The organism is Burkholderia arboris, from assembly GCF_902499125.1.
In the GTDB taxonomy this organism is placed as follows: Bacteria; Pseudomonadota; Gammaproteobacteria; order Burkholderiales; family Burkholderiaceae; genus Burkholderia; species Burkholderia arboris.
In genome coordinates this window covers 70,702-94,934 of sequence record NZ_CABVPX010000032.1, presented here as the reverse complement: position 1 = coordinate 94,934, position 24,233 = coordinate 70,702, and the positions used below count along the sequence as shown (strand labels likewise).

The following is a 24,233-nucleotide window of genomic DNA, read 5'->3' as shown; positions in this document are numbered from 1 at the left end:
TCGACGATCATCGTGTCGACCAGCTTCGCGTCGCCCATCCGGAACCCGTCGCGCGAGCCCGGCAGCACGTGCGGCGACGCGCTCATGTTCTCCTGGCCGCCCGCGATCACGATGTCCGCGTCGCCCGCGACGATCGCGTTCGCCGCCAGCATCACGGCCTTCAGGCCCGAGCCGCACACCTTGTTGATCGTCATCCCCGGCACTGCCGTCGGCAGCCCGGCCTTGATCAGCGACTGCCGCGCCGGGTTCTGCCCCGATCCGGCCGTCAGCACCTGGCCCATGATCACTTCGCTGACCTGATCGGGCTTCACGCCCGCACGCTCCAGCACCGCGCGGATCACCGTCGCGCCCAGCTCGGGCGCCGCAATCTTCGCAAGCGAGCCGCCGAATTTGCCGACCGCGGTCCGCGCGGCCGATACGATCACTACGTCCGTCATGTTCAATTCCTGCATCGAAATCAGTTCGTCGTTCTGACGCCGGCGCGAGCGGGCTGCAACGGTCGGCGGCGCGCGCCGGACCGACCGGCGCGACCACGGCCGCGCGCCGCCAGACGGCAGGCAGCGCCGGTCGCACCCACGGCACGTCGCACCGGTACGCACATCCGTGCACCGGCGTCGTGCGGCGAACCGGACATGCGCCGGACCCCGCGTGGCACACACGGCGTCCAGCGCCATCCGGCGCCGATCAATTGTGTCGCGCTTGCACGCGACACGCGGTCATGCCCGCGGTCAGCCCGCGGTCAGCCGTTACGCAGCCGATTCGCGCGTAGCCGCTGCGTCCTTGCGTGCGGCGGCAGCCGTCTGCTTGGCGCCGCGCGTGGCCGTTTCGCTGACCGCATCGAAACCGCTCTGCGCGGCTTCGATCGCCTGACCCGTCGCTGCACGCACCGAATCGGCCGCAGCCGTCGCCGCGGACAGCGCCGAATTCAGCGCAGCCACCACCGGTGCCGAGCCGGCCGGCGCATGCTTCGACAGTTCGCCGAGCGCGTCCTTCAGGCGCTTGTCGTTCTGTTCGTACTGCGACTGCGCGACCTTCGCCCATTCGGATTGCGTCGACACCGCGATATCGAACAGATGGCGGCCGTACGACACGACCTTGCCGGCCGCTTCCTGCGGTGCGGCGATCTGCTGCGCGAAGCCCGCGGCCGGATTGTTGCTGTTGAACGCGTTCTTCAGCTTGTCTTCGTATTCCTCAAGCGCCGTCCGGGCCGCCTGCAGGTTGAGTTCGACGACAGCCTCGAAACCGTGGATCGCCGGACGGGCAATTGCAAACCACGCGGCGATACCGGATTGATAATCGGCGGCGAGTTTTTCGGGGGCAAATACGGACATCGGGCACGCTCCTGTTAGCAATACGAGAGACGACGTAAAGAAAAATGGAAGCTGGATCGACAGCCACTTCCTTATTGGCTACCCGTCACTTATTAGAACACGGGAAGATGAAGGAGGCCATTCTAGATCGATTAATTGTCAATTAAATGGCATTAATGATAGGTGTAAACCCTTATTATCGTTCCGGGCAGCCGCTGAAACCCGCGACACGCCGACATCGCAGAGAGGGAAATTGCAGGGTTCCGGCCCGCAATGCCTTTTTACCTTTTTACAGGATAGCGCATCATGAGGATGCGCAACATTTACCAATTCATTATTCCGTTTATTAGAAAACCGACGCTCATTGAAAATGGAGCGGTCGCTTATGTAATCGTTTTTTCTGGATTTATTATGAAATCGTTTCCGGGATTATTAATGCCGAAATCAATGATCTGACGAATTGCGGGTCGCAATGAAAATACGGCCGCATGAAGCGGCCGCGATCGACACGGCAAAGCGCGGAATCAGCCGGCCAGTTCGCGATGCAATGCGCGGAATTCCTGCGCGAGCTTGTGCCCCGGCTCGAGATGGATCACCGGCGTCGACTGCTGATGCGATTCGCGGATCTTCACCGACGCCGACAGCCTCGACGCGAGCACCGGCAGCCCTTCGTCGACGAGCTCGTCGACCAGCCGTTGCGGCAGGCTCGCGCGCGGCTGGAACTGGTTGATGACGATCCCTTCCACCTCGAGCGCCGCGTTGTGGTCCTGCTGGATTTCCTTCACGTTCTCGAGCAGCGTATACAGCGCGCGGCGCGAGAAGTCGTCGCAGTCGAACGGGATCAGGCAACGCTCGACCGCGATCAGCGCCGAGCGCGTATAGAAATTCAGCGCGGGCGGCGTGTCGATGTACACGGCGTCGTAGGTGCCAAGCTCGTTCAGTGCGTCGCGCAGCTTGTAGATCTTGTAGCGCGATTCGAGCTTGCCGTGCAGCGTGTCGAGATCCGGATGCGCGGGCATCACGTCGAGCCCTTCGAACGGGGTCGGATGGATGAACGACGCGACGTCGACCGGGCGGAAGTTGAAGGTCAGCGCGGTTTCGAAGAAACCGGCGACGCCCGGTTGCGCGTCGGCCGCGGCGTCGCCCAGCAGGTAGCGCGTGGAGTTCGCCTGCGCATCGAGGTCGATGACGAGCGTGCGCAGCCCTTCGCTTGCGCTGATCGCCGCCAGGTTGCAGACGATCGTCGATTTGCCCACGCCGCCCTTCTGGTTGAATACGACCCGCCGCATGGTGTCCCCTCGATCGAACGTCGAAAGGATCAGCTTAGCCGGTCAATCATGGCGGCCGCGTGACGCAGGTCGAATTGCGTGCGACATGTGTACGACGCGCATCAGGTGCGCGGCAACACCCCCGACACGTACCGGTTGCCGGGCACGCACCACCGCCACGGGAGATCCTGGCCGGCACGAATGCCGATGCGCGGGCCGCCCGCCAGATTCGAAGGCGGCGCCCTACCGTCGTCGACGATCGCGAACCCTTCGCGTGCATCGACCAAATCGATGCCGTCCTGCGCGCCGCCGATCCCCATCGACTGGGTCAGCCGCGCCGGCCCGCGGCACAGATCGCGATCGCGCGTCTGCGGCGGCCGTGCCGCACGCATCTGCTCGAGCCCGTGCAGCGGTTCCAGCGCACGGATCAGCACACCGGTGCCCGTGCCGTCCGGCCCGCACACGCAGTTGCAGCACCAGTGCATGCCGTACGTGAAGTAGACGTACAGATGCCCGGGCGGCCCGAACATCGTCGCGTTGCGCGGCGTCCTGCCGCGATAGGTGTGCGCGGCCGGGTCGATCGCGCCCGCATAGGCTTCCACTTCGACGATGCGGCCGGCCCGGCCGTCCGCCGCCGCGAGGATCTTGTTGAGCAGCTGCGGCGCGACGTCGGTGGCCGTGCGGTCGAAGAACGCGCGCGGCAGCACGGTGCCGGGCCAGAGGGACGCGGTCTTATTGCGCCGCATGCTGCCTCGCCGTCGTCGCGGCCAGATGAAGCTGGCGGTACGCCTCGACCAGATCGCCGAGACCGAATGCCAGATTTCGTCCGCTCGGATTGGGGAGCACCCAGACACTCGCCCCCTGCATGCGGGCCGGTTGCCCCCCCCATGCGACTTCGCGTTGCCCCGACAGTGCCGAGTACGCGGCCTTGCCGAGAAAGGCGACGAAGCGCGGCCCGTAACGCAGGATCTTCTGCTCGAACGCCGCGGCCGCGGCGGCGAATTCGGCGCGCGACAGCTGATCGGCGCTCGCAGTCGGCCGCTTCACGACCGCCGTCAGGCCGCAACCGTACCGGAGGATCGCGCGATCGTCCTGCGGCAAGATTTCCGCCGGCGTGAAGCCCGCGAGATGGATCACGCGCCAGAAGCGGTTGTTTCTCCCCGCGAAGTGATGCCCGGTCGCGGCCGCGGTCAGGCCGGGGTTGATCCCGCAGAACAGCACGTCGAGATGGTCGGCGATGAGGTCGGGAAGTTCGTCAGCCACGCTTTGCCCGGGATGCGACGTACAGGAACAGGAACGACGTAAACGAAGAAAGGCCCGAAGACTCGTGCCAAGCAAGCAGCTTGACTCGGACATTCGGGCCCATCGTGATGCGGGATGCCGGCTTGTCGATCAGAACGGGATATCGTCGTCCATCTCGTCGAAGCCGCCGCCGGCCGGTGCGCTCGGACGGCTTTGCGCGCCGCCGCCTGCACCGCCACGCGCCGCGCCGCCGGCACGACCGCCGCCGCCACCGCCGCGCTCCATCTGCTCGCCGCGACCGCCGCCACCGCCACCACCGTAGCCGCCGCCGTAACCGCCTTCGTCACCGCCACCACCGCCGCCGCCCGCACCGCGGCCGCCGAGCATCTGCATCTGATCTGCAACGATTTCGGTCGAGTAACGGTCCTGGCCGTCCTGGCCCTGCCACTTGCGCGTGCGGATGCGGCCTTCGATATAGACCGACGAACCCTTCTTCAGGTATTCGCTGACGATTTCCGCCAGACGGCCGAAGAACGCGACGCGATGCCACTCGGTCATTTCCTTGAAATCGCCGCTTGCCTTGTCCTTGTAGCGGTCGGTCGTCGCGAGACGAATGTTCGCAACCGCGTCGCCGCTCGGCAGGTAACGGACTTCAGGATCGGCGCCGAGATTGCCGACGAGGATGACCTTGTTGACGGATGCCATGTGTTTCTCCAGTAAATTCGATGCCGGGCCGCCCGCGCATGTTGCCGGGACGGCCCGCCGGGCAAGCCGGCGCGCGGCCGGGGCCTGCCCGAAATAAGGTTCAGGCCTTGCGCGGCGGCGCTTTCATGTTGGCCGCGATTATAAGCCACGCGGCCACGAGCCCCGAACACGTGTAGAACACCGTGTTCGCGCCGCCGTGCTTCAGCAGCCAGCCGCCCACGATGCCGCCGAGCGCGAGCCCGATCGACTGCGTGGTGTTGTAAACCCCCGTGGCCGCGCCCTTGCGCGAACCCGGCGCGAGCTTCGACACGAGCGACGGCTGCGACGCTTCCAGGATGTTGAACCCGAGAAAGTAGACGAACAGAATCGCCGCCACAATCAGGATGGTATGCGGTGCGCTGCCGAGCAACAATTGACCGATCAGGATAGCCAGAATGCCGCCGAGCAGCACCGGCTTCATCTTGCCCCGTTTTTCCGCGACGATGATCGCCGGGACCATCATCACGAACGCGAGCCCCATCACCGGCAGGTAGACCTTCCAGTGCGAGGCGACCGGCAGCCCGCCGTCGACCAGCAGGCGCGGCACGACGAGGAACAGCGCCGTCTGCGTCGCGTGCAGCACCAGCACGCCGAAGTTCAGGCGCAGCAGCTCGACGTTGTGCAGCACCTCGGCGAACGGCGCCGGCACGTGCACGGGCTTCGCCGCATCGGGCACGATCCACAACACCACGCCGATCGCGAGGATCGACAGCACGCCGACGATCGCGAACAGCCCGCTCATCCCGACCCAGTGGAACACGATCGGCGCGCCGACGATCGCGACCGCGAACGACACGCCGATCGATCCGCCGACCATCGCCATCGCCTTCGTGCGGTTCTGCTCGGAGGTCAGGTCGGCGATGAACGCGAGCACCGCGGACGACACCGCGCCCATCCCCTGGATCACGCGGCCGACGATGATCCACGTGATGTCGTGCGCGGATGCGGCGACGAAGCTGCCGATCGCGAAGATCACGAGGCCCGTGGCGATCACCGGCTTGCGGCCGAACTTGTCGGACGCCCAGCCGTAGAAGATGTAGAACAGCGACTGCGTGACGCCGTAGGCCCCGAGCGCGAGACCGACGAGCAGCACGTTGTCGCCGCCCGGGATGGTTTTCGCGTAGACCGAGAACACCGGCATGATCATGAACAGGCCGAGCATGCGCAGCGCGAAGATCGCCGCGAGCGACGTGGTCGCGCGCAGTTCGGGCGCTGTCATGCGGGAAGACGTGGCAGACGGATTGGACATCGGGAATGAATTTCGAATGATCGGAGTGTCCGCCCGGTGGCGGGCGGCGGAAGATCAGGACCGGCGGCCCGGGAGGCCTGGCGGGCGACACGCCGGGGCAGGATGCTGGCGGCCTGCGGGCCGCCCGGAACCATGCGGCGCGGCCGCTTTCCCCGGTGCGGGTGTCGCCTTGCTGCCACCTGCTGCAAAGGCTGGGGGCCGTAAACGACGGTCTCGAAAAGCCGTTATAGTAGCAGGTTTGGTTCCCTCCATTTTCGCCAGGTTCATGGAACAGATCCGTATCCGTGGGGCACGCACCCACAACCTGAAAAACGTCAATCTCGACCTGCCGCGCCACAAGCTGGTCGTGATTACCGGGTTGTCCGGGTCGGGCAAGTCGTCGCTCGCGTTCGACACCCTTTATGCCGAAGGCCAGCGCCGCTACGTCGAAAGCCTGTCCGCGTATGCCCGCCAGTTCCTGCAACTGATGGAGAAACCCGACGTCGACCTGATCGAGGGCCTGTCGCCCGCGATCTCGATCGAGCAGAAGGCGACGTCCCACAACCCGCGTTCGACCGTCGGCACGGTCACCGAAATCCACGACTACCTGCGACTTTTGTACGCACGTGTCGGCACGCCGTACTGTCCCGACCACGACATCCCGCTCGAGGCGCAGAGCGTGTCGCAGATGGTCGACGCGGCGCTCGCGCTGCCCGAGGAAACCAAGCTGATGATCCTCGCGCCCGTCGTCGCGGACCGCAAGGGCGAGCACGCCGAACTGTTCGAGGACATGCAGGCGCAGGGCTTCGTGCGCTTTCGCGTACGCTCGGGCGGCGGCGCCGCGAACGAAGGCGTCGCGAAGATCTACGAGGTCGAGTCGCTGCCGAAGCTGAAAAAGAACGACAAGCACACGATCGACGTCGTCGTCGACCGCCTGAAGGTGCGCCCGGACATGAAGCAGCGGCTCGCCGAATCGTTCGAGACGGCGCTGCGCCTCGCCGACGGCCGCGCGATCGCGCTCGAGATGGATACCGACAAGGAGTACCTGTTCAGCTCGAAGTTCGCGTGCCCGATCTGCTCGTACTCGCTGCAGGAGCTCGAGCCGCGGCTGTTCTCGTTCAACAACCCGATGGGCGCGTGCCCGGAATGCGACGGCCTCGGCCAGATCACGTTCTTCGACCCGAAGCGGGTCGTCGCGCACCCGTCGCTGTCGCTCGCCGCGGGCGCCGTGAAAGGCTGGGACCGCCGCAACCAGTTCTACTTCCAGATGCTGCAGAGTCTCGCGGCGTTCTACGAATTCGACATCGACGCCGCATTCGAGGACCTGCCGGAAAAGATCCTGAAGGTGCTGCTGTTCGGCTCGGGCAAGCAGACGATCCCGTTCTCGTACATCAACGAGCGCGGCCGCACGACGATCCGCGAACACGTGTTCGAGGGGATCATCCCGAACCTCGAGCGCCGCTACCGCGAGACCGATTCGGTCGCGGTGCGCGAAGAACTGTCGAAGTACCAGAACAACCAGCCGTGCCCGTCCTGCGACGGCACGCGCCTGCGCCGCGAGGCGCGCCACGTGCGGATCGGCACCGGCGACTACGCGCGCGGCATCTATGAAATCAGCGGCTGGCCGCTGCGCGACGCGCTCGGCTATTTCGACGGCCTGACGCTCGAAGGCGCGAAGCGCGAGATCGCCGACAAGGTGATCAAGGAAATCGTCGCGCGCCTGACGTTCCTGAACAACGTCGGCCTCGACTACCTGTCGCTCGAGCGCAGCGCCGAGACCCTGTCGGGCGGCGAGGCGCAGCGCATCCGGCTCGCGTCGCAGATCGGCTCCGGCCTGACGGGCGTGATGTACGTGCTCGACGAGCCGTCGATCGGCCTGCACCAGCGCGACAACGACCGCCTGATCTCGACGCTCAAGCACCTGCGCGACCTCGGCAACTCGGTGATCGTCGTCGAGCACGACGAGGACATGATCCGTACGGCCGACTACGTCGTCGACATGGGCCCCGGCGCGGGCGAGCACGGCGGCGTGATCGTGGCCGAAGGCACGCCGAAGCAGGTGCAGTCGAACCCGCAGTCGCTGACGGGCCAGTACCTGGTCGGCAAACGCACGATCGAATACCCGGACGAGCGGCTCGCGCCCGATCCCGAGCGGATGCTGCGCATCGTCGACGCGCACGGCAACAACCTGAAGCACGTCGATCTCGAACTGCCGGTCGGCCTGCTGACCTGCATCACCGGCGTGTCGGGCTCCGGCAAGTCGACGCTGATCAACGACACGCTGTATCACGCGGTCGCGCGCCACCTGTACGGCTCGTCGGCCGAGCCGGCACCGCACGAGGCGATCGAGGGCCTCGAGCACTTCGACAAGGTGATCAACGTCGACCAGTCGCCGATCGGCCGCACGCCGCGCTCGAACCCGGCCACGTACACGGGCCTGTTCACGCCGATCCGCGAGCTGTTCTCGGGCGTGCCGACCTCGAAGGAGCGCGGCTACGATCCAGGCCGCTTCTCGTTCAACGTGAAGGGCGGCCGCTGCGAATCGTGCCAGGGCGACGGCGTGCTGAAGGTCGAGATGCACTTCCTGCCGGACGTCTACGTGCCGTGCGACGTGTGCCACGGCAAGCGCTACAACCGCGAAACGCTCGAAGTGCATTACAAGGGCAAGAACATCAGCGAAGTGCTCGAGATGACGGTCGAGCACGCGTACGAGTTCTTCAGCGCGGTGCCGGTCATCGCGCGCAAGCTGAAGACGCTGCTCGACGTCGGCCTCGGCTATATCCGCCTCGGCCAGTCGGCCACGACGCTGTCGGGCGGCGAGGCGCAGCGCGTGAAGCTGTCGCTGGAGCTGTCGAAGCGCGACACCGGCCGCACGCTGTACATCCTCGACGAGCCGACCACGGGCCTGCACTTCCACGACATCGCGCTGCTGCTGGAAGTGATCCACCGGCTGCGCGACCAGGGCAACACGGTCGTGATCATCGAGCACAACCTCGACGTGATCAAGACGGCCGACTGGGTGATCGACCTCGGCCCCGAAGGCGGTGCCGGCGGCGGCCAGATCATCGCGCAGGGCACGCCCGAGCAGGTCGCGAAGACGAAGGCGAGCTTCACCGGCAAGTACCTCGCGCCGCTGCTCAAGCGCACGACCCGCAAGGTCGCGGCCGGCTGACGGCCACTGCCTTCCCGCGCGCGGCCGCCCGGCCGCGCGCGTCCCTCCGCGGCGTACCGCCCGCCTCCCCGCGTTTTCCCTTCTGCGTTTACACCACACGCCAAACGGCCCCGTTGCGGACCATAATGACAGCTATACTTTACGGTCGTAAGGTTCGCCGTACGCACCAATCCGGTGCGACGCCGGGCGAACACGGCTCTGCCGCGCATTCCGCGGCATGACACACGAACGACAGGAATCCACGATGGAGAAGCAACCAGACTCGTCGCGCGATGCGCAGAATCGCGAACCGCACCTGCGCAGCGTGCGGCTGACGAGCGACTTCAGCCTGCCGAAGCTGTCCGCGCTCGAGATCGGCAGCTACGTGTTCGCGATCCTCGCCATGTGGCTCGTGATCGAGCTCAAGCTGCTCGGCGGGCTGCTGGCCGGCCTGCTCGTCTACCAGCTGATCCACACGATCGCGCCCGTGATCGAACGCCACACCACGAGCATGCGCGCACGCTGGGTCGCCGTCGTGCTGCTGTCGATCGTGATCGTCGGCGCGCTGACGAGCCTGACGATCGGCATCATCGAACACTTCGAGCGCACGGTGCCGAACCTGCAGAGCCTGCTCGACCAGCTGATGCAGATCGTCGAGCAGACCCGCGCGCGCACGCCGGCCTGGATCGCCAACCTGCTGCCCGTCGACGTCGAGCAGATGAAGACGAAGGCCGCCGTGCTGATGCACTCGCACATGGACCAGCTCCAGCAGAGCGGCAAGAGCGTCGCCCGCGGCTTCGGCCACGTGCTGTTCGGGATGATCATCGGCGCGATGATCGCGATCGGTGTCGAGCACGGCAAGGCGCGCCGGCCGCTGTCGACCGCGCTCGTCACGCGCGTGTCGCGCTTCGCCGATGCATTCCGCCGGATCGTGTTCGCGCAGATCAAGATCTCGGCGATCAACGCGGTGTTCACCGGCATCTACCTGCTCGTCGCGCTGCCGATCTTCCACCAGCGGCTGCCGCTGTCGAAAACCCTCGTGCTCGTCACGTTCATCGTCGGCCTGCTGCCGGTGATCGGCAACCTGATCTCGAACACGCTGATCGTCGCCGTGTCGCTGTCGGTCAGCATGGGCACCGCGATCGCATCGCTCGCGTTCCTCGTCGTCATCCACAAGCTCGAATACTTCCTGAACGCGAAGATCATCGGCGGCCAGATCGAGTCGCGTGCGTGGGAGCTGCTGCTCGCGATGCTGATCATGGAAGCCGCGTTCGGGCTGCCGGGCGTGATCGCCGCGCCGATCTTCTATGCGTACCTGAAGCGCGAGCTGTACCTGCTGCGGCTGATCTGAAGCAGCCTGCTGCGCCCACGCGATAAAAAAACGCCGCACCCCGTAAAGGGTGCGGCGTTTTTGTTGGTCCGGGCCGAGCGCCCGGCCCCGCCGACGGATCAGCGGAACACGACCGTCTTCGTCCCGTTCAGCACGATCCGGTGCTCGACGTGCCACTTCACTGCGCGCGCGAGCGTCACGCACTCGACGTCGCGGCCGATCGCGGTCAGCTGGTCGGGCGTCATGCTGTGGTCGACACGCTCGACTTCCTGCTCGATGATCGGGCCCTCGTCGAGATCGGTCGTCACGTAATGCGCGGTCGCGCCAATCAGCTTCACGCCGCGGTCGAACGCCTGGTAGTACGGCTTCGCGCCCTTGAAGCTCGGCAGGAACGAATGGTGGATGTTGATCGCGCGCCCGGCGAGCTGCTGGCACATGTTCGGCGACAGGATCTGCATGTAGCGCGCGAGCACGACGAGATCGGCCTGGTGCTCGTCGATCACTTCCAGCACGCGCGCTTCCTGCGCGGCCTTCGCGGCATCGGACGAACCGCCGATCAGCGGGAAGTGATGGAACGGAATGTTGTAGCTCGCGGCGAGCTGGTAGAACTCCTTGTGGTTCGACACGATCGCCGGGATCTCGATCGGCAGCTGGCCGGTGCGATAGCGGAACAGCAGGTCGTTCAGGCAATGGCCGATCTTCGACACCATGATCACGACGCGCGGCTTCACGGCCGCGTCGTGCAGCTCCCAGCGCATCGAGAACTGCTCGGCGAGCGGAGCGAACTCCTTGCGCAGCGTGTCGAGCGCCGTCGCGGCATCCGCGCCGTTGCCGTCCTGCTCGAAGTGCACGCGCATGAAGAACTCGCTGGTGCGGCTGTCGCCGAACTGCGCCGAATCGAGGATGTTGTTGCTGCGCTCGAACAGGAAGCCCGAGACCGCATGGACGATGCCGTGCCGGTCGGGGCACGACAGTTTCAAGATAAAGCTGTGATCGGTCGGCATGACCGCGACTCCCTTTGTTTCCGTATTCGTCAAATTGCCCGTTCGCCGCGCCTGACCGCGCGCTGCGGCGTGTGTCACGCGGCCGGCGCGAACAGCGCGTCGATGCCGGCCGCGTCGGCCGCCGGAATCCAGCGGTGACGCAGCAGCGTGTCGAGCGTCGCGAGGCTCGCGTCCATCGTCGCACGGCCTTCGCGCAGCCAGCCGATCACCTCGGGCACGCCAGCCAGCAGGTGCTCGGCCACTTCGCCGTCCTGGTTGCGCGGCGCGAAGTCGTGCGGCAGCGGCAGGTCGTACACGAAGATCAGCTCGGACTGCGTGCCTTCCGGCAGCGAGTTCAGCACCTGCACCGCGCGGCCCGCGATCGCGCGCGCGGCCAGTTCGGGCGGAATGCCGGCTTCTTCCCAGCATTCCTTCGCGAGCGTCTCGTGAACACCCAGGCCCCAGCCGATGCCGCCCGCAACCACGTTGTCGAGCATACCGGGGTCGGTGGCCTTGGTCTCGCTGCGGCGGCCGAGCCACATCTGCGGCACGGCCGCGGCAAGCGGCTCGCCCGGCGTAACCGCATATTCTACGATGCCGTTCAGATGCACTGCATAGGTCTGCGTGCCGAAGAAGCGCGACGCGGCGCGCTCGATGAACGCGAGCGGCGGATCGTCGAAGCGGTTGCGGATCGCGTAGATCTCGTCGCGCCAGCCGGGAATCGCGCCTTCGGCCGCCAGTGCGCCGATCGCGCTCGCGAGCGCCATGCTGCGCGCGTCGACCGAGTCATAGCGCGCCGACAACACGACGCGCTCGCCGGTCAGCTCGAACACGTCGGGCCAGCGCGCGAGCTTCGCGACGTCCTGGCGGCGCACCCAGCCGACCGCCTGCCCGGCGATCTCGAAACGCAGGTGCGCGGCCGGATCGAAGCGGCGGGCGGCCGCGATGCACGGAAACGTCATCGCGGTCAGTCCTTCAGCGCGACGCGGATGCCGATCGCGATGAACGTCGCACCGGCGATCCGGTCGAGCCACACGCCGGCCTTCGGACGGCGCTTCAGCCATGCGCCGATCATGCCCGCGCCGACGCCGAACAGCGAGAAGACCGCGGCCGTCTGCAGCATGAACAACGCGCCGAGCTCGAACATCTGCAGCGTCACGCTTTGCGCGCCGTGCGGATCGACGAACTGCGGCAGGAACACGACGAAGAACAGCGTGACCTTCGGGTTCATCAGGTTCCCGATCACGCTCTGCCGGAAGATCGTGCCGAGCGGCTGCGGCGGGCGCGCATGCGCATTCGAGAGCCCCTGGCTGCGCAGCGCCTTGATGCCGATCCACACGAGGTAGGCCGCGCCCGCGAGCTTCAGGATCTGGAACGCAACCGGCGACGAACGCAGCACGGCCGCGACACCGAGCGCCGCGAGCGTCGTGTGGAACAGGATCCCCGCCGTGAAGCCGAGCGCGGCGACGAAGCCCGCCGCACGGCCCTGCGAGATGCCGCGTGCGAGCACCTGCAGGTTGTCGGGACCGGGCGCGAACGTAATCGCGATCGACGTGGCGAGAAACAGCATGAAGTTGGGCATCGTGACCTCGCTGCAGAACGTGAACCAATACGGTGAACCCGGGCGGGCCGGCGCTCAGTGGCCGCCGAATTCGGTAACGGTATAGACGGGCAGTCCGGCATTGCGCAACAGCGCCGAGCCGCCGAGATCGGGCAGGTCGATGATCGCCGCGCCTTCGACGACCACCGCGCCGAGCCGCTGCAGCAGGTTGCGCCCCGCCATCATCGTGCCGCCGGTCGCGATCAGGTCGTCCATGATGATCACGCGGTCGCCGGGGCGGCACGCGTCTTCGTGGATCTCGACCGTCGCGCTGCCGTATTCGAGGTCGTACGATTCCGAGCACGTCTTGTAAGGCAGCTTGCCGACCTTGCGGATCGGCACGAAGCCGACGCTCAGCTCGTACGCGACGATCGGCGCGATGATGAAACCGCGCGCGTCGAGACCCGCGACGTAGTCGAGCTTCGCATCGACATACCGTTCGACGAACAGGTCGACGAGGATGCGCAGCGCCTTCGGGCTCTGCAGCAGCGTCGTAATGTCGCGGAACTGCACGCCCGGCTGCGGCCAGTCGGGCACCGTGCGGATCTGGCTGTGGATGAAGGCGACCGGATCGAGCGGTGCGCCCGACGACGAATGCGGCATGAAACTCTCCGAAAAAAACGGTGCGCGAAGATCGGGCACCGTTTCTGAAAAATACGGGTCAGGTTGTGAGTCGCAACTCAAGCGGCCGCGGCCGGCGGATCGCGCCGATGGCGCGACAACCGCTCCTCCGCGAGCGCGAGCGCCTCGGGCAGCCCGCGCAGCACGACGATGTCGCTCGCGCGCAGCTTGGTCTGCGGGTCCGGTTCGACGCCGCGGATGCCGTGCCGGCGGATCGCCGTGACTTCCAGCCCGAGCGCATACAGCCCGAGTTCTTCCAGCGAACGCCCGACCGCGTCCGCGCGCGCATCGACCGGCACCGATTGTAGCCGCACCTGCTCGTGGTCGTCGTCGTCCGCGTCGTCCGCGCCGCGGAAATAGCCGCGCAGCAGGCTGTAGCGCTCGTCGCGCATTTCCTCGACGCGCCGCACAACCTTGCGCATCGGCACGCCGACCAGCACCAGCGTATGCGACGCGAGCATCAAGCTGCCCTCGACGATCTCCGGAATCACTTCGGTCGCACCGGCCGCGAGCAGTTTCTCGAGATCGGCGTCGTCGACGGTGCGCACGATCGCCGGCAGCGTCGGCTCGAGCTCGTGCACGTGGTGCAGCACGCGCAGCGCCGACGGCGTGTTCGCATAGGTGATCGCGACGGCCGCCGCGCGGTGGATACCGGCCGCGAGCAGCGATTCGCGGCGCGCCGCGTCGCCGAATACCACCGACTCGCCGGCCGCGGCGGCCGCGCTCACGCGATCGGGGTCGAGGTCGAGCGCGACGTACGAAATGCCTTCCTGCTCGAGCATCCGCGCCAGGTTCTGCCCGGCGCGGCCGTAGCCGCAGATGATCACGTGGCCGCGCTGCTTCAGGCTTTGCGTCGCGATCCGCGTCATCTGCAGCGACTGCTGCATCCATTCGGTCGACGACAGCCGCATCACGATCCGGTCGGCGTTCTGGATCAGGAACGGCGCGGCGAGCATCGACAGCAGCATCGACGCGAGGATCGCCTGCAGCAGCGTCGAATCGACGAGATGCCGGTCGAGGATCAGGTTCAGCAGCACGAAGCCGAATTCGCCGGCCTGCGCGAGGCCGATGCCGGTGCGCATCGCGACGCCCGGCGTCGCGCCGAACAGCCGCGCAAGCCCTGCGATCATCGTCCCCTTGAACAGGATCTGGCCGAAGAAGAAACCGAGCACGAGGAACGGGTGCTCCCAGATCACGCGCGGATCGAGCAGCATCCCCGTCGTCACGAAGAACAGGCCGAGCAGCACGTCGCGGAACGGCTTGATGTCCTCTTCCACCTGATGGCGGAACGGCGTCTCGGAGATGAGCATCCCCGCGATGAACGCGCCGAGCGCGAGCGACAGGCCGAAGCGGTCGGTGATGAACGCGGCGCCGAGCGTGACGAGCAGCAGGTTCAGCACGAACAGTTCCTGCGAGCGGCGCCGCGCGACGACGTTGAGCCAGCGCGTCATGAAGCGCTGGCCGACGATCAGCAGCAGCGCGAGCGCGATCACGATCTTGACCGCCGCGAAGCCGAGCGTGATCGCGAGGTCCTTCGACGATTCGGCGCCGAACGCGGCGATCACGATCAGCAGCGGCACGACCGCGAGATCCTGGAACAGCAGCACGCCGAAGATGTTGCGGCCATGCTCGGTCTCGATCTCGAGCCGCTCGGCGAGCATCTTCGACACGATCGCCGTCGACGACATCGCGAGCGCGCCGCCGAGCGCGATGCTGCCCTGCCACGTGATGTGCACCCAGTGCTCGAACAGCGCGCCGAGCACGAGCGCGAGCACGAGGGTCGCGACGACCTGCAGCAACCCGAGCCCGAACACGAGCCGCTGCATCGCCCTCAGCTTCGCGAGCGAGAATTCGAGGCCGATCGAAAACATCAGGAACACCACGCCGAATTCCGCGAGGTGCTCGGCCCGTTCGAGATCCGCGGCAATGCCGAACGAATGCGGGCCGACCAGGATGCCGACGGTCAGATAGCCGAGCATCGGCGGCAGGTTCAACGAACGGAATACGACGACGCCCACCACCGAGGCCAGCAGCAGCAGCAGGGTCATTTCGAGCGGGGAAATCACAGGCGAAGCGTCCTCGTTCGTCGGGGCCACGGCAATGCGGGCGCGGGTGGTGGCGATGGACAGGCGACCTCGGACGAGTCCGAAGGCCCGGCGCGGCGAACAAACGCCTTTGCTATACTCCGCGCATGATAGCGAAAATCAATGATGATCGGGCGCTCGCGCTCGCCCGCGACGTGCTCGACATCGAGGCGGACGCCGTGCGCGCGCTGCGCGACCAGCTCGACGGCGGCTTCGTCCAGGCCGTCGCGCTGCTGCTCGGCTGCCGCGGCCGCGTGGTGGTGTCCGGGATCGGCAAATCGGGGCATATCGCCCGCAAAATTGCAGCCACGCTGGCCAGCACCGGCACGCCGGCCTTCTTCGTCCACCCCGCCGAGGCCAGCCACGGCGACCTCGGGATGGTCACCTCCGACGACGTCTTCATCGGCATCTCCTATTCCGGCGAATCGGAAGAGCTCGTCGCCATCCTGCCGCTCGTGAAGCGGATCGGCGCGAAGCTGATCGCGATCACGGGCCGCGCGGAGTCGAGCCTCGGCACGCTCGCCGACGTGAACCTGAACGCCGCGGTGTCGAAGGAAGCCTGCCCGCTGAACCTCGCGCCCACCGCAAGCACGACCGCCGCGCTCGCGCTCGGCGACGCGCTCGCCGTTGCCGTGCTCGACGCGCGCGGCTTCGGTTCGGAAGATTTCGCGCGCTCGCACCCGGGCGGCGCACTCGGCCGGCGCCTGCTCACCTATGTGCGCGACGTGATGCGCTCGGGCGACGACGTCCCGTCCATCGGGCTCGACGCGACGCTGTCGGACGCACTGTTCCAGATCACCGCGAAGCGCCTCGGCATGACGGCCGTGGTCGACGCCGACGGCAAGGTCGCCGGCATCTTCACGGACGGCGACTTGCGCCGCGTGCTCGCGCGCGACGGCGATTTCCGCGCGCTGCCGATCACCGAAGTGATGACGCGCGATCCGCGCACGATCGCGCCGGATCACCTCGCGGTCGAAGCCGTGGAACTGATGGAGCGCCACCGGATCAACCAGATGCTGGTAGTCGATGCCGACGGCGCGCTGATCGGCGCGCTGAACATGCACGACCTGTTTTCGAAGAAGGTGATCTGATGAGCGCAGCGCTGACTGCAGCCGAACGCGCGAGCCGCGTGAAGCTGATGATTTTCGACGTCGACGGCGTGCTGACCGACGGCGGCCTGCTGTTTACCGCGGCCGGCGACACGATGAAGTCGTTCAATTCGCTCGACGGCCACGGCGTGAAGCTGCTCGGCGAAGCCGGCATCGCGACCGCGATCATCACGGGCCGCCGCTCGGACATCGTCGCGGCGCGCGCGAAGGAAATGAAGATCGCGCACCTGTTCCAGGGCGTCGAGAACAAGCTCACCGTGTTCGCCGACCTGATCGCGTCGCTCGGCCTGACCGCCGACGCGTGCGGCTACATGGGCGACGACTGGCCCGACCTGCCCGTGATGCTGCGCTGCGGCTTCGCGACGGCCCCCGCGAACGCGCACCCCGAAGTGATCGCCCGCGCGCACTGGGTCGCCGAGGCCCGCGGCGGCCACGGCGCCGTGCGCGAAGTTTGCGATGCGATCCTGCGCGCGCAGCGCCGCTATGATGCGCTGCTCGCGGCCGCCTGCGGAGCCTGACGGATGAGCACGCATTTCCGCTGGACCCAGCTGCTGCCGCTCGCCGCGGTCGCCGCGCTCGCGGGCATCACCTGGTGGCTGCTGCAGGCCACGCTGCCGCCGCCCGGCGAAGGCACCGTGCAGCCCAAGCGCCACACGCCCGACTATTTCGCGGACAACTTCTCGGTCACTGAGCTCGACCAGTCGGGCTCGACCCAGTACCGGCTGACGGCCGCGAAGCTGATTCACTACGAAGACACCGAAAGCAGCGACCTGACCGATCCGGCCATGCGCGCGTTCCAGCCCGGCAAGCCGGTCGTCACGACCACCGCGAAGCGCGGCACCGTCAACGGCGACGTGTCGATCGTCGATTTGTACGACAATGCGCGCATCCTGCGCGCCGCCGGCGGCGGCGATCCGCAGATGCAGGCCGATTCCCAGCATTTCCGGATCTTCGTCAATGACGATGTGATCCAGACCGAAAAGCCGGTTAAACTTCAGCGCGGCCTGTCGCTCGTCAACGCGACCGACGGCATGAAGTACAACAACGTCACCCGGGTCATCGAGCTTTACGGCAACGTGCGCGGCACGATCGCCGCGGCGGACACGTCCGGCGGCTCGAAAGGTCAACCCAAGTGACGCATCCCTCACGTGACTGCATGAACGAACCGTTCCCTCGACAGATTTCCGGCGGCGCTGCGCGCGCCGTCCGCGCCGCGCTTGCCGCGACGCTCGTGGCGCTCCCGCTGGTCGGGCTGGCGCCGCTCGCCCATGCCGAGAAGGCCGACCAGGGCAAGCCGATCAACGTCGAGTCCGACAACCTGACCTATGACGATCTGAAGCAGGTCACGGTCGCGACCGGCAACGTCGTGATCACGAAGGGCACGATCATCATCAAGGGCGATCGCGTCGAAGTGCGCCAGGACCCGGAAGGCTATCAGTACGCGACCTCGTACGGCAGCGGCAAGAAGCACGCGACGTTCCGCCAGAAGCGCGAAGGCCTCGACGAATACATCGACGGCGACGCCGAGCGCATCGACTACGACGGCAAGCAGGACCTGACCACGCTGACGACCGCCGCGACCGTACGCCGCCTGCAGGGCACGTCGACCGTCGCCGATACCGTGCACGGCAGCGTGATCACGTACGACGGCCAGCGCGACTTCTACACCGCGAAGGGCGGCAAGGACGTCGCCGCGCCGGGCAACCCGAACGGCCGCGTGCGCGCGATGCTGTCGCCGAAGAACGGCGGCCCCGCGCCGCTGAACGGTGCGCCGGCGAAGCTGTCGCCGTCGACCACGATCCAGGGAGCGCCGGGCCAATGAACGCGCTACCGAACCGCCAGCCGGCCGGCACCACGAGCTCGCTCGTCGTCCGCAACCTGAAGAAGCGCTACGGCTCGCGCACGGTCGTCAAGGACGTGTCGCTCGACGTGAAGAGCGGCGAAGTCGTCGGCCTGCTCGGCCCGAACGGCGCCGGCAAGACCACGTCGTTCTACATGATCGTCGGCCTCGTGCCGCTCGACGCGGGCGAGATCTCGCTGAACGGCAGCTCGATCAGCCTGCTGCCGATCCACAAGCGCGCGTCGCTCGGCCTGTCGTACCTGCCGCAGGAAGCGTCCGTGTTCCGCAAGCTGACCGTCGAGGAAAACATCCGCGCGGTGCTCGAGCTGCAGTACGGCGAAGACGGCAAGCGGCTGTCGAAGGACGCGATCTCGTCGCGCACCGAAGCGCTGCTCGACGAACTGCAGATCGGCCACCTGCGCGAGAACCCCGCGCTGTCGCTGTCGGGCGGTGAACGACGCCGCGTCGAAATCGCGCGCGCGCTCGCCACCAACCCGAACTTCATCCTGCTCGACGAACCGTTCGCCGGCGTCGATCCGATCGCGGTGCTCGAGATCCAGAAGATCGTCAAGTTCCTGAAGCAGCGCAACATCGGCGTGCTGATCACCGATCACAACGTCCGCGAAACGCTCGGCATCTGCGACCACGCGTACATCATCAGCGACGGTTCGGTGCTCGCCGCCGGCGCCCCCAGCGAAATCATCGAAAACGAAAGCGTGCGCCGCGTGTACCTCGGCGAACACTTCCGGATGTAACTCTCCCTCGTGGCTGGCTGCACCCCGCCCGGCATCGCCGCGCGGGGCCGCGCCCTGCTTCGCGGCCATGCCCGCGGCCGGGCGGCGCGCCGCGCGTAATCGCGGATGGCTCAACGCGCCTGGGTCGTGGCACACTGCCGGTATGACTCCCTCCTTGCCATGAAAGCCAGCCTTCAACTCCGCCTGTCGCAACATCTGGCGCTGACGCCGCAGCTGCAGCAGTCGATCCGGCTCCTGCAGTTGTCGACGCTCGAATTGCAGCAGGAAGTCGCGATGGCCGTCGCGCAAAACCCGTTGCTCGAGAACGACGACGAATGGATCGCGAGCCCGCTGCGCGTCGCGGCGGACGGATCGTTGATCGCGCAGACGCCCCCCGGGCAGCATAACGAGCCGGCCTCGACGAACGGCAGCAGCACGTCCGGCGATCGCGCGGAGCGCGACGAGCCGGCTGGCGCCGACGAATACGACAGTTACGGGTCCGGCGACGGCAACGACGGCCCGCAATGGAATCTCGATGAATTCGGCCGCGCGAGCGGCGCGTCCGACGACGACGACCTCCCGCCGCTGCAGGTGCAGGAAGCCGCGACGTCGCTGCGCGACCACCTGTCCGCGCAATTGCGCGTCACGCAGGCCAGCCCGCGCGATCGCGCGCTCGTGATGTTCCTGATCGAGTCGCTCGACGACGACGGCTACCTGACCGCGACGCTCGACGAAGTGCTCGCCGACCTGCCGCCCGAGCTGGAGATCGACTGCGACGAGCTGAACGCGGCGCTCGCGCTGCTGCACAGCTTCGACCCGCCCGGCGTCGGCGCACGCTCGGCGTCGGAATGCCTGAAGCTGCAGTTGCTGCGCCTCGATCCGTCCCCGACGCGCACGCTCGCGCTCGAGATCGTGTCGCAGCACCTCGAACTGCTCGCGGCCCGCGATTTCACGCGGTTGCGCAAGCACCTGAAGGCAAGCGACGACGCGCTGCGCGACGCGCATGCGCTGATCCGCTCGCTGGAGCCGTTCCCCGGCGCCGCGTACGGCAAGGCCGAGGCCGACTACGTCGTGCCCGACATCATCGTGAAGAAGGCCGGCCAGGGATGGCTCGCGGAGCTCAATCCGGAGGTCATGCCGCGCCTGCGGATCAACAACCTGTACGCGAACATCCTGCGCAACAGCCGCGGCGATCCGTCGGCCGGTTCGCTGAAGCAGCAGCTCCAGGAAGCACGGTGGCTGATCAAGAATATCCAGCAGCGTTTCGACACGATCCTGCGTGTCGCGCAGGCTATTGTCGAGCGTCAGAAGAATTTCTTTGCGCACGGTGAAATTGCCATGCGCCCCTTGGTTTTGCGGGAAATAGCTGATACGCTGGGCCTACACGAGTCGACTGTCAGCCGTGTGACAACCGGGAAGTACATGCTGACCCCGTTCGGGACGCTTGAATTTAAGTACTTCTTCGGATCTCACGTTTCGACCGACACCGGTGGCGCCGCCTCGTCGACCGCCATCCGAGCCCTCATCAAGCAACTGATAGGAGCTGAAGACCCAAAATCGCCACTTTCGGACAGCCGCATTGCCGAGCTGCTGGCAGAACAGGGTTTCGTGGTCGCACGCCGCACGGTTGCGAAATATCGCGAAGCCCTCAAAATCCCGGCAGTGAATCTGCGCAAGTCTCTTTAGCCTGCTGCCTGCCCGGCGGCAGGCGTGTTCCGGCCACCGCGCACACGGGGAACAGGCCGGGCGACCTGTCCGCGATACGCCGCCTCGTGCGGCAGGGGCAAGTCGACCGGAGCGCCGCCTCGATGCGGCCGGGTGGTCACTCGCTTGGAGAAGCACTATGAACCTGAAGATCAGTGGACATCATCTCGAAGTCACGCCTGCAATTCGCGAATACGTGATCACCAAGCTGGACCGGGTGCTACGGCATAGCGATCAGGTGATCGATGGCACTGTGATCCTCTCGGTCGACAACCACAAGGAAAAGGACAAGCAGCAGCGCGCGGAAATCAATCTGCACCTGAAGGGCAAGGACATCTTCGTCGAAAGCGCGAACGGCAACCTGTACGCCGCGATCGATTTGCTGATCGACAAGCTGGATCGCCAGGTCGTCAAGCACATGGAGCGCCTGCAAACGCACGCGCACGACCCGATCAAGCTTCAACCGTCGATCGACCAGATCGAACTGCCGCCGCAATAACCTTTACCGCAACACGCACGCCGCCCGGTTCGCCGGGCGTTTTTTTTGCGACTCCGCGCAGCGGTGCAACCGGTCAGTCCGGGCCGCGCCACGCACGCGGCTGTGCTCTATAATGTTTCGGTTATCGCCGGGGGGCGTTGGGTGCGGTAGCTGCGTTGCAGGTTGCCGATGCCACATGCCTTGATATCGCCGAACATGGAAAATCAGTCTGCCGCAGCAAGGAGACCCCAGGCCGCCCAATCGCCTGCCAACATGAATCGCCTAGCCAAAATCCTGCCCATAGAGAACGTCGTCATCGACCTCTCAGTCACCAGCAAGAAACGCGTCTTCGAACAAGCCGGGCTGATGTTCGAGAATCAGAACGGCATCGCCCGCAGCACCGTCACGGACAACCTGTTCGCGCGCGAGCGCCTCGGTTCGACCGGGCTCGGCGAAGGTGTCGCGATTCCGCACGGCCGCATCAAGGGGCTCAAGCACCCGCTCGCCGCGTTCGTCCGCCTCGCCGATGCGATCCCGTTCGAAGCGCCCGACGGCCAGCCGGTCGGCCTTCTGATCTTCCTGCTCGTTCCCGAGCAAGCCACCCAGCAACACCTCGAGATCCTGTCGGAAATCGCGCAACTGCTGTCCGATCGCGACGCGCGCGAGCGTCTGCACAACGAAACGGATATCGCCGAGTTGCATCGCCTGCTCACTCAGTGGCAACCTTGAGTTGATCCGGGCGGAATTTTTCCGGTACGAGGCGGCCTGTGCCGCCGTCCAGGGCCGCCCGGCATGGCGACGTCCGTCGCCGCGCGCCTGCACCGGCCCATTGGAGTGACGAGAGTCATGGATACGTCCAGCATCAACGCCCAGAGCATCTTCGACGACAACGCAGCCACGCTGAAACTGAGCTGGCTGACGGGGCATGAAGGCTGGGAACGCGGCTTTTCCGCCGACACGGTCGGCAACGCAACGTCGAGCGCCGACCTCGTCGGCCACCTGAACCTGATCCACCCGAACCGGATCCAGGTGCTCGGCGAAGCCGAAATCGACTACTACCAGCGCCAGACCGACGAAGACCGCTCGCGCCACATGGCCGAGCTGATCGCACTCGAACCGCCGTTCCTCGTCGTCGCCGGCGGCGCCGCGGCCCCGCCCGAACTCGTGCTGCGCTGCACCCGCTCGTCCACACCGCTGTTCACGACGCCGATGTCGGCCGCCGCGGTGATCGACAGCCTGCGGCTCTACATGTCGCGTATCCTCGCGCCGCGCGCGACGCTGCACGGCGTATTCATCGACATTCTCGGGATGGGCGTGCTGCTGACCGGAGATTCGGGCCTCGGCAAGAGCGAGCTCGGTCTCGAGCTGATCAGCCGCGGCCACGGCCTCGTCGCCGACGACGCAGTCGATTTCGTCCGACTTGGCCCCGATTTCGTCGAAGGGCGCTGCCCGCCGCTGCTGCAGAACCTGCTCGAAGTGCGCGGCCTCGGCCTGCTCGACATCAAGACGATCTTCGGCGAAACCGCCGTGCGGCGGAAGATGAAGCTGAAACTGATCGTCCAGCTCGTGCGGCGCCCCGACGGCGAATTCCAGCGCCTGCCGCTCGAAAGCCAGACCGTCGACGTGCTCGGCTTGCCGATCAGCAAGGTCACCATCCAGGTTGCGGCTGGCCGCAACCTCGCGGTGCTGGTCGAGGCGGCCGTCCGGAACACGATCCTGCAGTTGCGCGGAATCGACACGTTGCGCGATTTCATGGATCGGCAACGACTCGCGATGCAAGATCCCGACAGTCAGTTCCCCGGCAAACTGGTGTAACCCGCACGCGCCGGCCGCGCAACGCCGACGCGTCGAGCCGGTGCTATGATGAAACGTCAGGATTCTCTGCTTCCCATGCGCATCGTCCTTATCACCGGCATCTCCGGCTCAGGCAAGTCCGTCGCGTTGAACGCGCTCGAAGACGCAGGCTATTACTGCGTCGACAACCTGCCGCCGCACGTGCTCCCCGAACTCGCCCGCTACCTCGCCCAGGACGGCCAGCGCCGGCTCGCGGTCGCGATCGACGCGCGCTCGAGCGCGTCGCTCGACGAAATGCCCGGCCTGATCCGCGAGCTGTCCCGCGAGCACGACGTACGCGTGCTGTTCCTGAACGCGAGCACCCAGTCGCTGATCCAGCGCTTCTCGGAAACGCGCCGCCGCCATCCGCTGTCCGGCTCGCTGTCGCACGATGCGGACGTCGGCCTGCTGTCGTCGCTCGAGGAAGCGATCGAGCGCGAGCGCGACCTCGTCGCGCCGCTCGCCGAATTCGGCCACCAGATCGATACCAGCACGCTGCGCGCGAACGCGCTGCGCACCTGGGTCAAGCGCTTCATCGAGCAGAAGAACAACGACCTGATGGTGATGTTCGAGTCGTTCGGCTTCAAGCGCGGCGTGCCGCTCGACGCCGACCTGATGTTCGACGTGCGCGCGCTGCCGAATCCGTACTACGACCACGAGTTGCGCCCGCTCACCGGGCTCGACCAGCCGGTCATCGCCTTTCTCGACGCACTGCCGATCGTCCACCAGATGATCGACGACATCCATGCGTTCCTGATGAAATGGCTGCCGCACTTCCGCGATGACAACCGCAGCTACCTGACCGTCGCCATCGGCTGCACGGGCGGCCAGCATCGCTCGGTGTTCATCGCGGAAACGCTCGCCGCGCGCCTGGCGCGCGAAGCGAACGTGATCGTGCGGCATCGTGACGCGCCAGTGGATGTCGACGCGTCGTCGCGGCTCGTCTCCGCGGTCGACCGACCCTAGCGACGCCC

At 66.5% G+C, this 24,233-nt stretch carries 24 protein-coding genes; 12 read left to right on the top strand and 12 right to left on the bottom strand.

The genetic code is table 11. From position 1 onward, the window contains the following. From BLA15945_RS30130 to BLA15945_RS30100, 7 genes are all read right to left on the bottom strand, one after another. On the bottom strand, positions 1–437 hold a 437-nt coding region (locus BLA15945_RS30130; protein ID WP_265095828.1), incomplete at its 3' end, for a thiolase family protein. A gap of 309 nt (positions 438–746) precedes the next feature. Then, complete coding sequence (gene phaP, locus BLA15945_RS30125) at positions 747–1,331, bottom strand: TIGR01841 family phasin (RefSeq protein ID WP_059233188.1); 585 nt, start codon at positions 1,329–1,331, stop codon at positions 747–749. A gap of 503 nt (positions 1,332–1,834) precedes the next feature. Further along, positions 1,835–2,599: a ParA family protein gene (locus BLA15945_RS30120; protein ID WP_059233187.1), complete on the bottom strand. Its 765-nt coding sequence runs from the start codon at positions 2,597–2,599 to the stop codon at positions 1,835–1,837. Between the two features lie 101 nt (positions 2,600–2,700). Next, complete coding sequence (locus BLA15945_RS30115) at positions 2,701–3,324, bottom strand: DNA-3-methyladenine glycosylase (protein WP_174994108.1); 624 nt, start codon at positions 3,322–3,324, stop codon at positions 2,701–2,703. Further along, entirely contained in the window at positions 3,311–3,841 is a 531-nt protein-coding gene (gene mug, locus BLA15945_RS30110; RefSeq protein ID WP_174994107.1) for a G/U mismatch-specific DNA glycosylase, read from the bottom strand. The genes BLA15945_RS30115 and mug overlap by 14 nt, the downstream gene beginning before the upstream one ends. A 129-nt stretch (positions 3,842–3,970) precedes the next feature. Beyond that, the gene (locus BLA15945_RS30105; protein WP_011353211.1) at positions 3,971–4,525 is read right to left on the bottom strand and encodes a single-stranded DNA-binding protein; all 555 of its coding nucleotides are present in this window, start codon (positions 4,523–4,525) and stop codon (positions 3,971–3,973) included. 100 nt (positions 4,526–4,625) lie between these two features. Further along, positions 4,626–5,813 carry an MFS transporter gene (locus BLA15945_RS30100; RefSeq protein WP_174994106.1) on the bottom strand — a complete coding sequence of 396 codons (1,188 nt, stop codon included), beginning with the start codon at positions 5,811–5,813 and terminating at the stop codon, positions 4,626–4,628. Between the two features lie 265 nt (positions 5,814–6,078). On the opposite strand from BLA15945_RS30100, the gene uvrA reads away from it, so the two are divergent. Together uvrA and BLA15945_RS30090 are read left to right on the top strand one after the other, a co-directional pair. Continuing rightward, positions 6,079–8,964 carry an excinuclease ABC subunit UvrA gene (gene uvrA, locus BLA15945_RS30095; protein ID WP_174994105.1) on the top strand — a complete coding sequence of 962 codons (2,886 nt, stop codon included), beginning with the start codon at positions 6,079–6,081 and terminating at the stop codon, positions 8,962–8,964. A gap of 244 nt (positions 8,965–9,208) precedes the next feature. Beyond that, a complete protein-coding gene (locus tag BLA15945_RS30090) occupies positions 9,209–10,294 on the top strand; it encodes an AI-2E family transporter (protein ID WP_059233181.1) in 1,086 nt (361 codons plus the stop codon). Positions 10,295–10,392: 98 nt separating this feature from the next. On the opposite strand, the gene purU is transcribed toward BLA15945_RS30090, so the two are convergent. The 5 genes from purU to BLA15945_RS30065 form a co-directional block, all read right to left on the bottom strand. Continuing rightward, positions 10,393–11,277: a formyltetrahydrofolate deformylase gene (gene purU / locus BLA15945_RS30085; RefSeq protein WP_059233180.1), complete on the bottom strand. Its 885-nt coding sequence runs from the start codon at positions 11,275–11,277 to the stop codon at positions 10,393–10,395. Between the two features lie 74 nt (positions 11,278–11,351). Continuing rightward, the gene (locus BLA15945_RS30080) at positions 11,352–12,218 is read right to left on the bottom strand and encodes an NUDIX hydrolase (protein WP_059233179.1); all 867 of its coding nucleotides are present in this window, start codon (positions 12,216–12,218) and stop codon (positions 11,352–11,354) included. A gap of 5 nt (positions 12,219–12,223) precedes the next feature. Then, positions 12,224–12,838: a LysE family translocator gene (locus BLA15945_RS30075; RefSeq protein WP_059233178.1), complete on the bottom strand. Its 615-nt coding sequence runs from the start codon at positions 12,836–12,838 to the stop codon at positions 12,224–12,226. Positions 12,839–12,892: 54 nt separating this feature from the next. Beyond that, the gene (locus BLA15945_RS30070; protein WP_059233177.1) at positions 12,893–13,459 is read right to left on the bottom strand and encodes an adenine phosphoribosyltransferase; all 567 of its coding nucleotides are present in this window, start codon (positions 13,457–13,459) and stop codon (positions 12,893–12,895) included. Between the two features lie 77 nt (positions 13,460–13,536). Further along, positions 13,537–15,543: a monovalent cation:proton antiporter family protein gene (locus tag BLA15945_RS30065; RefSeq protein WP_059233176.1), complete on the bottom strand. Its 2,007-nt coding sequence runs from the start codon at positions 15,541–15,543 to the stop codon at positions 13,537–13,539. 125 nt (positions 15,544–15,668) lie between these two features. On the opposite strand from BLA15945_RS30065, the gene kdsD reads away from it, so the two are divergent. From kdsD to rapZ, 10 genes are all read left to right on the top strand, one after another. After that, complete coding sequence (kdsD, locus tag BLA15945_RS30060; RefSeq protein ID WP_059233175.1) at positions 15,669–16,652, top strand: arabinose 5-phosphate isomerase KdsD; 984 nt, start codon at positions 15,669–15,671, stop codon at positions 16,650–16,652. Beyond that, positions 16,652–17,188 carry a KdsC family phosphatase gene (locus BLA15945_RS30055; protein WP_174994104.1) on the top strand — a complete coding sequence of 179 codons (537 nt, stop codon included), beginning with the start codon at positions 16,652–16,654 and terminating at the stop codon, positions 17,186–17,188. The genes kdsD and BLA15945_RS30055 overlap by 1 nt, the downstream gene beginning before the upstream one ends. A gap of 3 nt (positions 17,189–17,191) precedes the next feature. Next, complete coding sequence (gene lptC, locus BLA15945_RS30050; RefSeq protein ID WP_059233174.1) at positions 17,192–17,806, top strand: LPS export ABC transporter periplasmic protein LptC; 615 nt, start codon at positions 17,192–17,194, stop codon at positions 17,804–17,806. 20 nt (positions 17,807–17,826) lie between these two features. Continuing rightward, positions 17,827–18,492, top strand: coding sequence for a lipopolysaccharide transport periplasmic protein LptA (gene lptA / locus BLA15945_RS30045; protein ID WP_059233173.1), 666 nt, complete (start codon positions 17,827–17,829; stop codon positions 18,490–18,492). Further along, positions 18,489–19,265, top strand: coding sequence for an LPS export ABC transporter ATP-binding protein (lptB, locus tag BLA15945_RS30040; RefSeq protein WP_059233172.1), 777 nt, complete (start codon positions 18,489–18,491; stop codon positions 19,263–19,265). Before lptA ends, lptB begins: the two co-directional genes overlap by 4 nt. Positions 19,266–19,424: 159 nt before the next feature. Continuing rightward, positions 19,425–20,930, top strand: coding sequence for an RNA polymerase factor sigma-54 (locus BLA15945_RS30035; RefSeq protein WP_059233171.1), 1,506 nt, complete (start codon positions 19,425–19,427; stop codon positions 20,928–20,930). A gap of 157 nt (positions 20,931–21,087) precedes the next feature. Then, positions 21,088–21,447 (top strand): ribosome hibernation-promoting factor, HPF/YfiA family, encoded by a 360-nt coding sequence (gene hpf, locus BLA15945_RS30030; RefSeq protein WP_006477786.1) that lies wholly within the window; start codon positions 21,088–21,090, stop codon positions 21,445–21,447. Between the two features lie 195 nt (positions 21,448–21,642). Continuing rightward, positions 21,643–22,155 (top strand): PTS sugar transporter subunit IIA, encoded by a 513-nt coding sequence (locus tag BLA15945_RS30025; protein WP_034195643.1) that lies wholly within the window; start codon positions 21,643–21,645, stop codon positions 22,153–22,155. Positions 22,156–22,272: 117 nt separating this feature from the next. Next, positions 22,273–23,241: an HPr(Ser) kinase/phosphatase gene (hprK, locus tag BLA15945_RS30020; protein WP_011353227.1), complete on the top strand. Its 969-nt coding sequence runs from the start codon at positions 22,273–22,275 to the stop codon at positions 23,239–23,241. 75 nt (positions 23,242–23,316) lie between these two features. Further along, complete coding sequence (gene rapZ / locus BLA15945_RS30015; protein WP_059233170.1) at positions 23,317–24,225, top strand: RNase adapter RapZ; 909 nt, start codon at positions 23,317–23,319, stop codon at positions 24,223–24,225. The last annotated feature ends 8 nt before the right edge of the window (positions 24,226–24,233 follow it).

Bases quoted from the DNA above. Each gene is read 5' to 3' on its own strand.
- phaP (WP_059233188.1), bottom strand. From the start codon at position 1,331: ATGTCCGTATTTGCCCCCGAAAAACTCGCCGCCGATTATCAATCCGGT.
- BLA15945_RS30120 (WP_059233187.1), bottom strand. From the start codon at position 2,599: ATGCGGCGGGTCGTATTCAACCAGAAGGGCGGCGTGGGCAAATCGACG.
- BLA15945_RS30115 (WP_174994108.1), bottom strand. From the start codon at position 3,324: ATGCGGCGCAATAAGACCGCGTCCCTCTGGCCCGGCACCGTGCTGCCG.
- BLA15945_RS30105 (WP_011353211.1), bottom strand. From the start codon at position 4,525: ATGGCATCCGTCAACAAGGTCATCCTCGTCGGCAATCTCGGCGCCGAT.
- BLA15945_RS30100 (WP_174994106.1), bottom strand. From the start codon at position 5,813: ATGTCCAATCCGTCTGCCACGTCTTCCCGCATGACAGCGCCCGAACTG.
- uvrA (WP_174994105.1), top strand. From the start codon at position 6,079: ATGGAACAGATCCGTATCCGTGGGGCACGCACCCACAACCTGAAAAAC.
- BLA15945_RS30090 (WP_059233181.1), top strand. From the start codon at position 9,209: ATGGAGAAGCAACCAGACTCGTCGCGCGATGCGCAGAATCGCGAACCG.
- purU (WP_059233180.1), bottom strand. From the start codon at position 11,277: ATGCCGACCGATCACAGCTTTATCTTGAAACTGTCGTGCCCCGACCGG.
- BLA15945_RS30080 (WP_059233179.1), bottom strand. From the start codon at position 12,218: ATGACGTTTCCGTGCATCGCGGCCGCCCGCCGCTTCGATCCGGCCGCG.
- BLA15945_RS30075 (WP_059233178.1), bottom strand. From the start codon at position 12,838: ATGCCCAACTTCATGCTGTTTCTCGCCACGTCGATCGCGATTACGTTC.
- BLA15945_RS30070 (WP_059233177.1), bottom strand. From the start codon at position 13,459: ATGCCGCATTCGTCGTCGGGCGCACCGCTCGATCCGGTCGCCTTCATC.
- kdsD (WP_059233175.1), top strand. From the start codon at position 15,669: ATGATAGCGAAAATCAATGATGATCGGGCGCTCGCGCTCGCCCGCGAC.
- BLA15945_RS30055 (WP_174994104.1), top strand. From the start codon at position 16,652: ATGAGCGCAGCGCTGACTGCAGCCGAACGCGCGAGCCGCGTGAAGCTG.
- lptC (WP_059233174.1), top strand. From the start codon at position 17,192: ATGAGCACGCATTTCCGCTGGACCCAGCTGCTGCCGCTCGCCGCGGTC.
- lptA (WP_059233173.1), top strand. From the start codon at position 17,827: ATGAACGAACCGTTCCCTCGACAGATTTCCGGCGGCGCTGCGCGCGCC.
- lptB (WP_059233172.1), top strand. From the start codon at position 18,489: ATGAACGCGCTACCGAACCGCCAGCCGGCCGGCACCACGAGCTCGCTC.
- BLA15945_RS30035 (WP_059233171.1), top strand. From the start codon at position 19,425: ATGAAAGCCAGCCTTCAACTCCGCCTGTCGCAACATCTGGCGCTGACG.
- hpf (WP_006477786.1), top strand. From the start codon at position 21,088: ATGAACCTGAAGATCAGTGGACATCATCTCGAAGTCACGCCTGCAATT.
- BLA15945_RS30025 (WP_034195643.1), top strand. From the start codon at position 21,643: ATGGAAAATCAGTCTGCCGCAGCAAGGAGACCCCAGGCCGCCCAATCG.
- hprK (WP_011353227.1), top strand. From the start codon at position 22,273: ATGGATACGTCCAGCATCAACGCCCAGAGCATCTTCGACGACAACGCA.
- rapZ (WP_059233170.1), top strand. From the start codon at position 23,317: ATGCGCATCGTCCTTATCACCGGCATCTCCGGCTCAGGCAAGTCCGTC.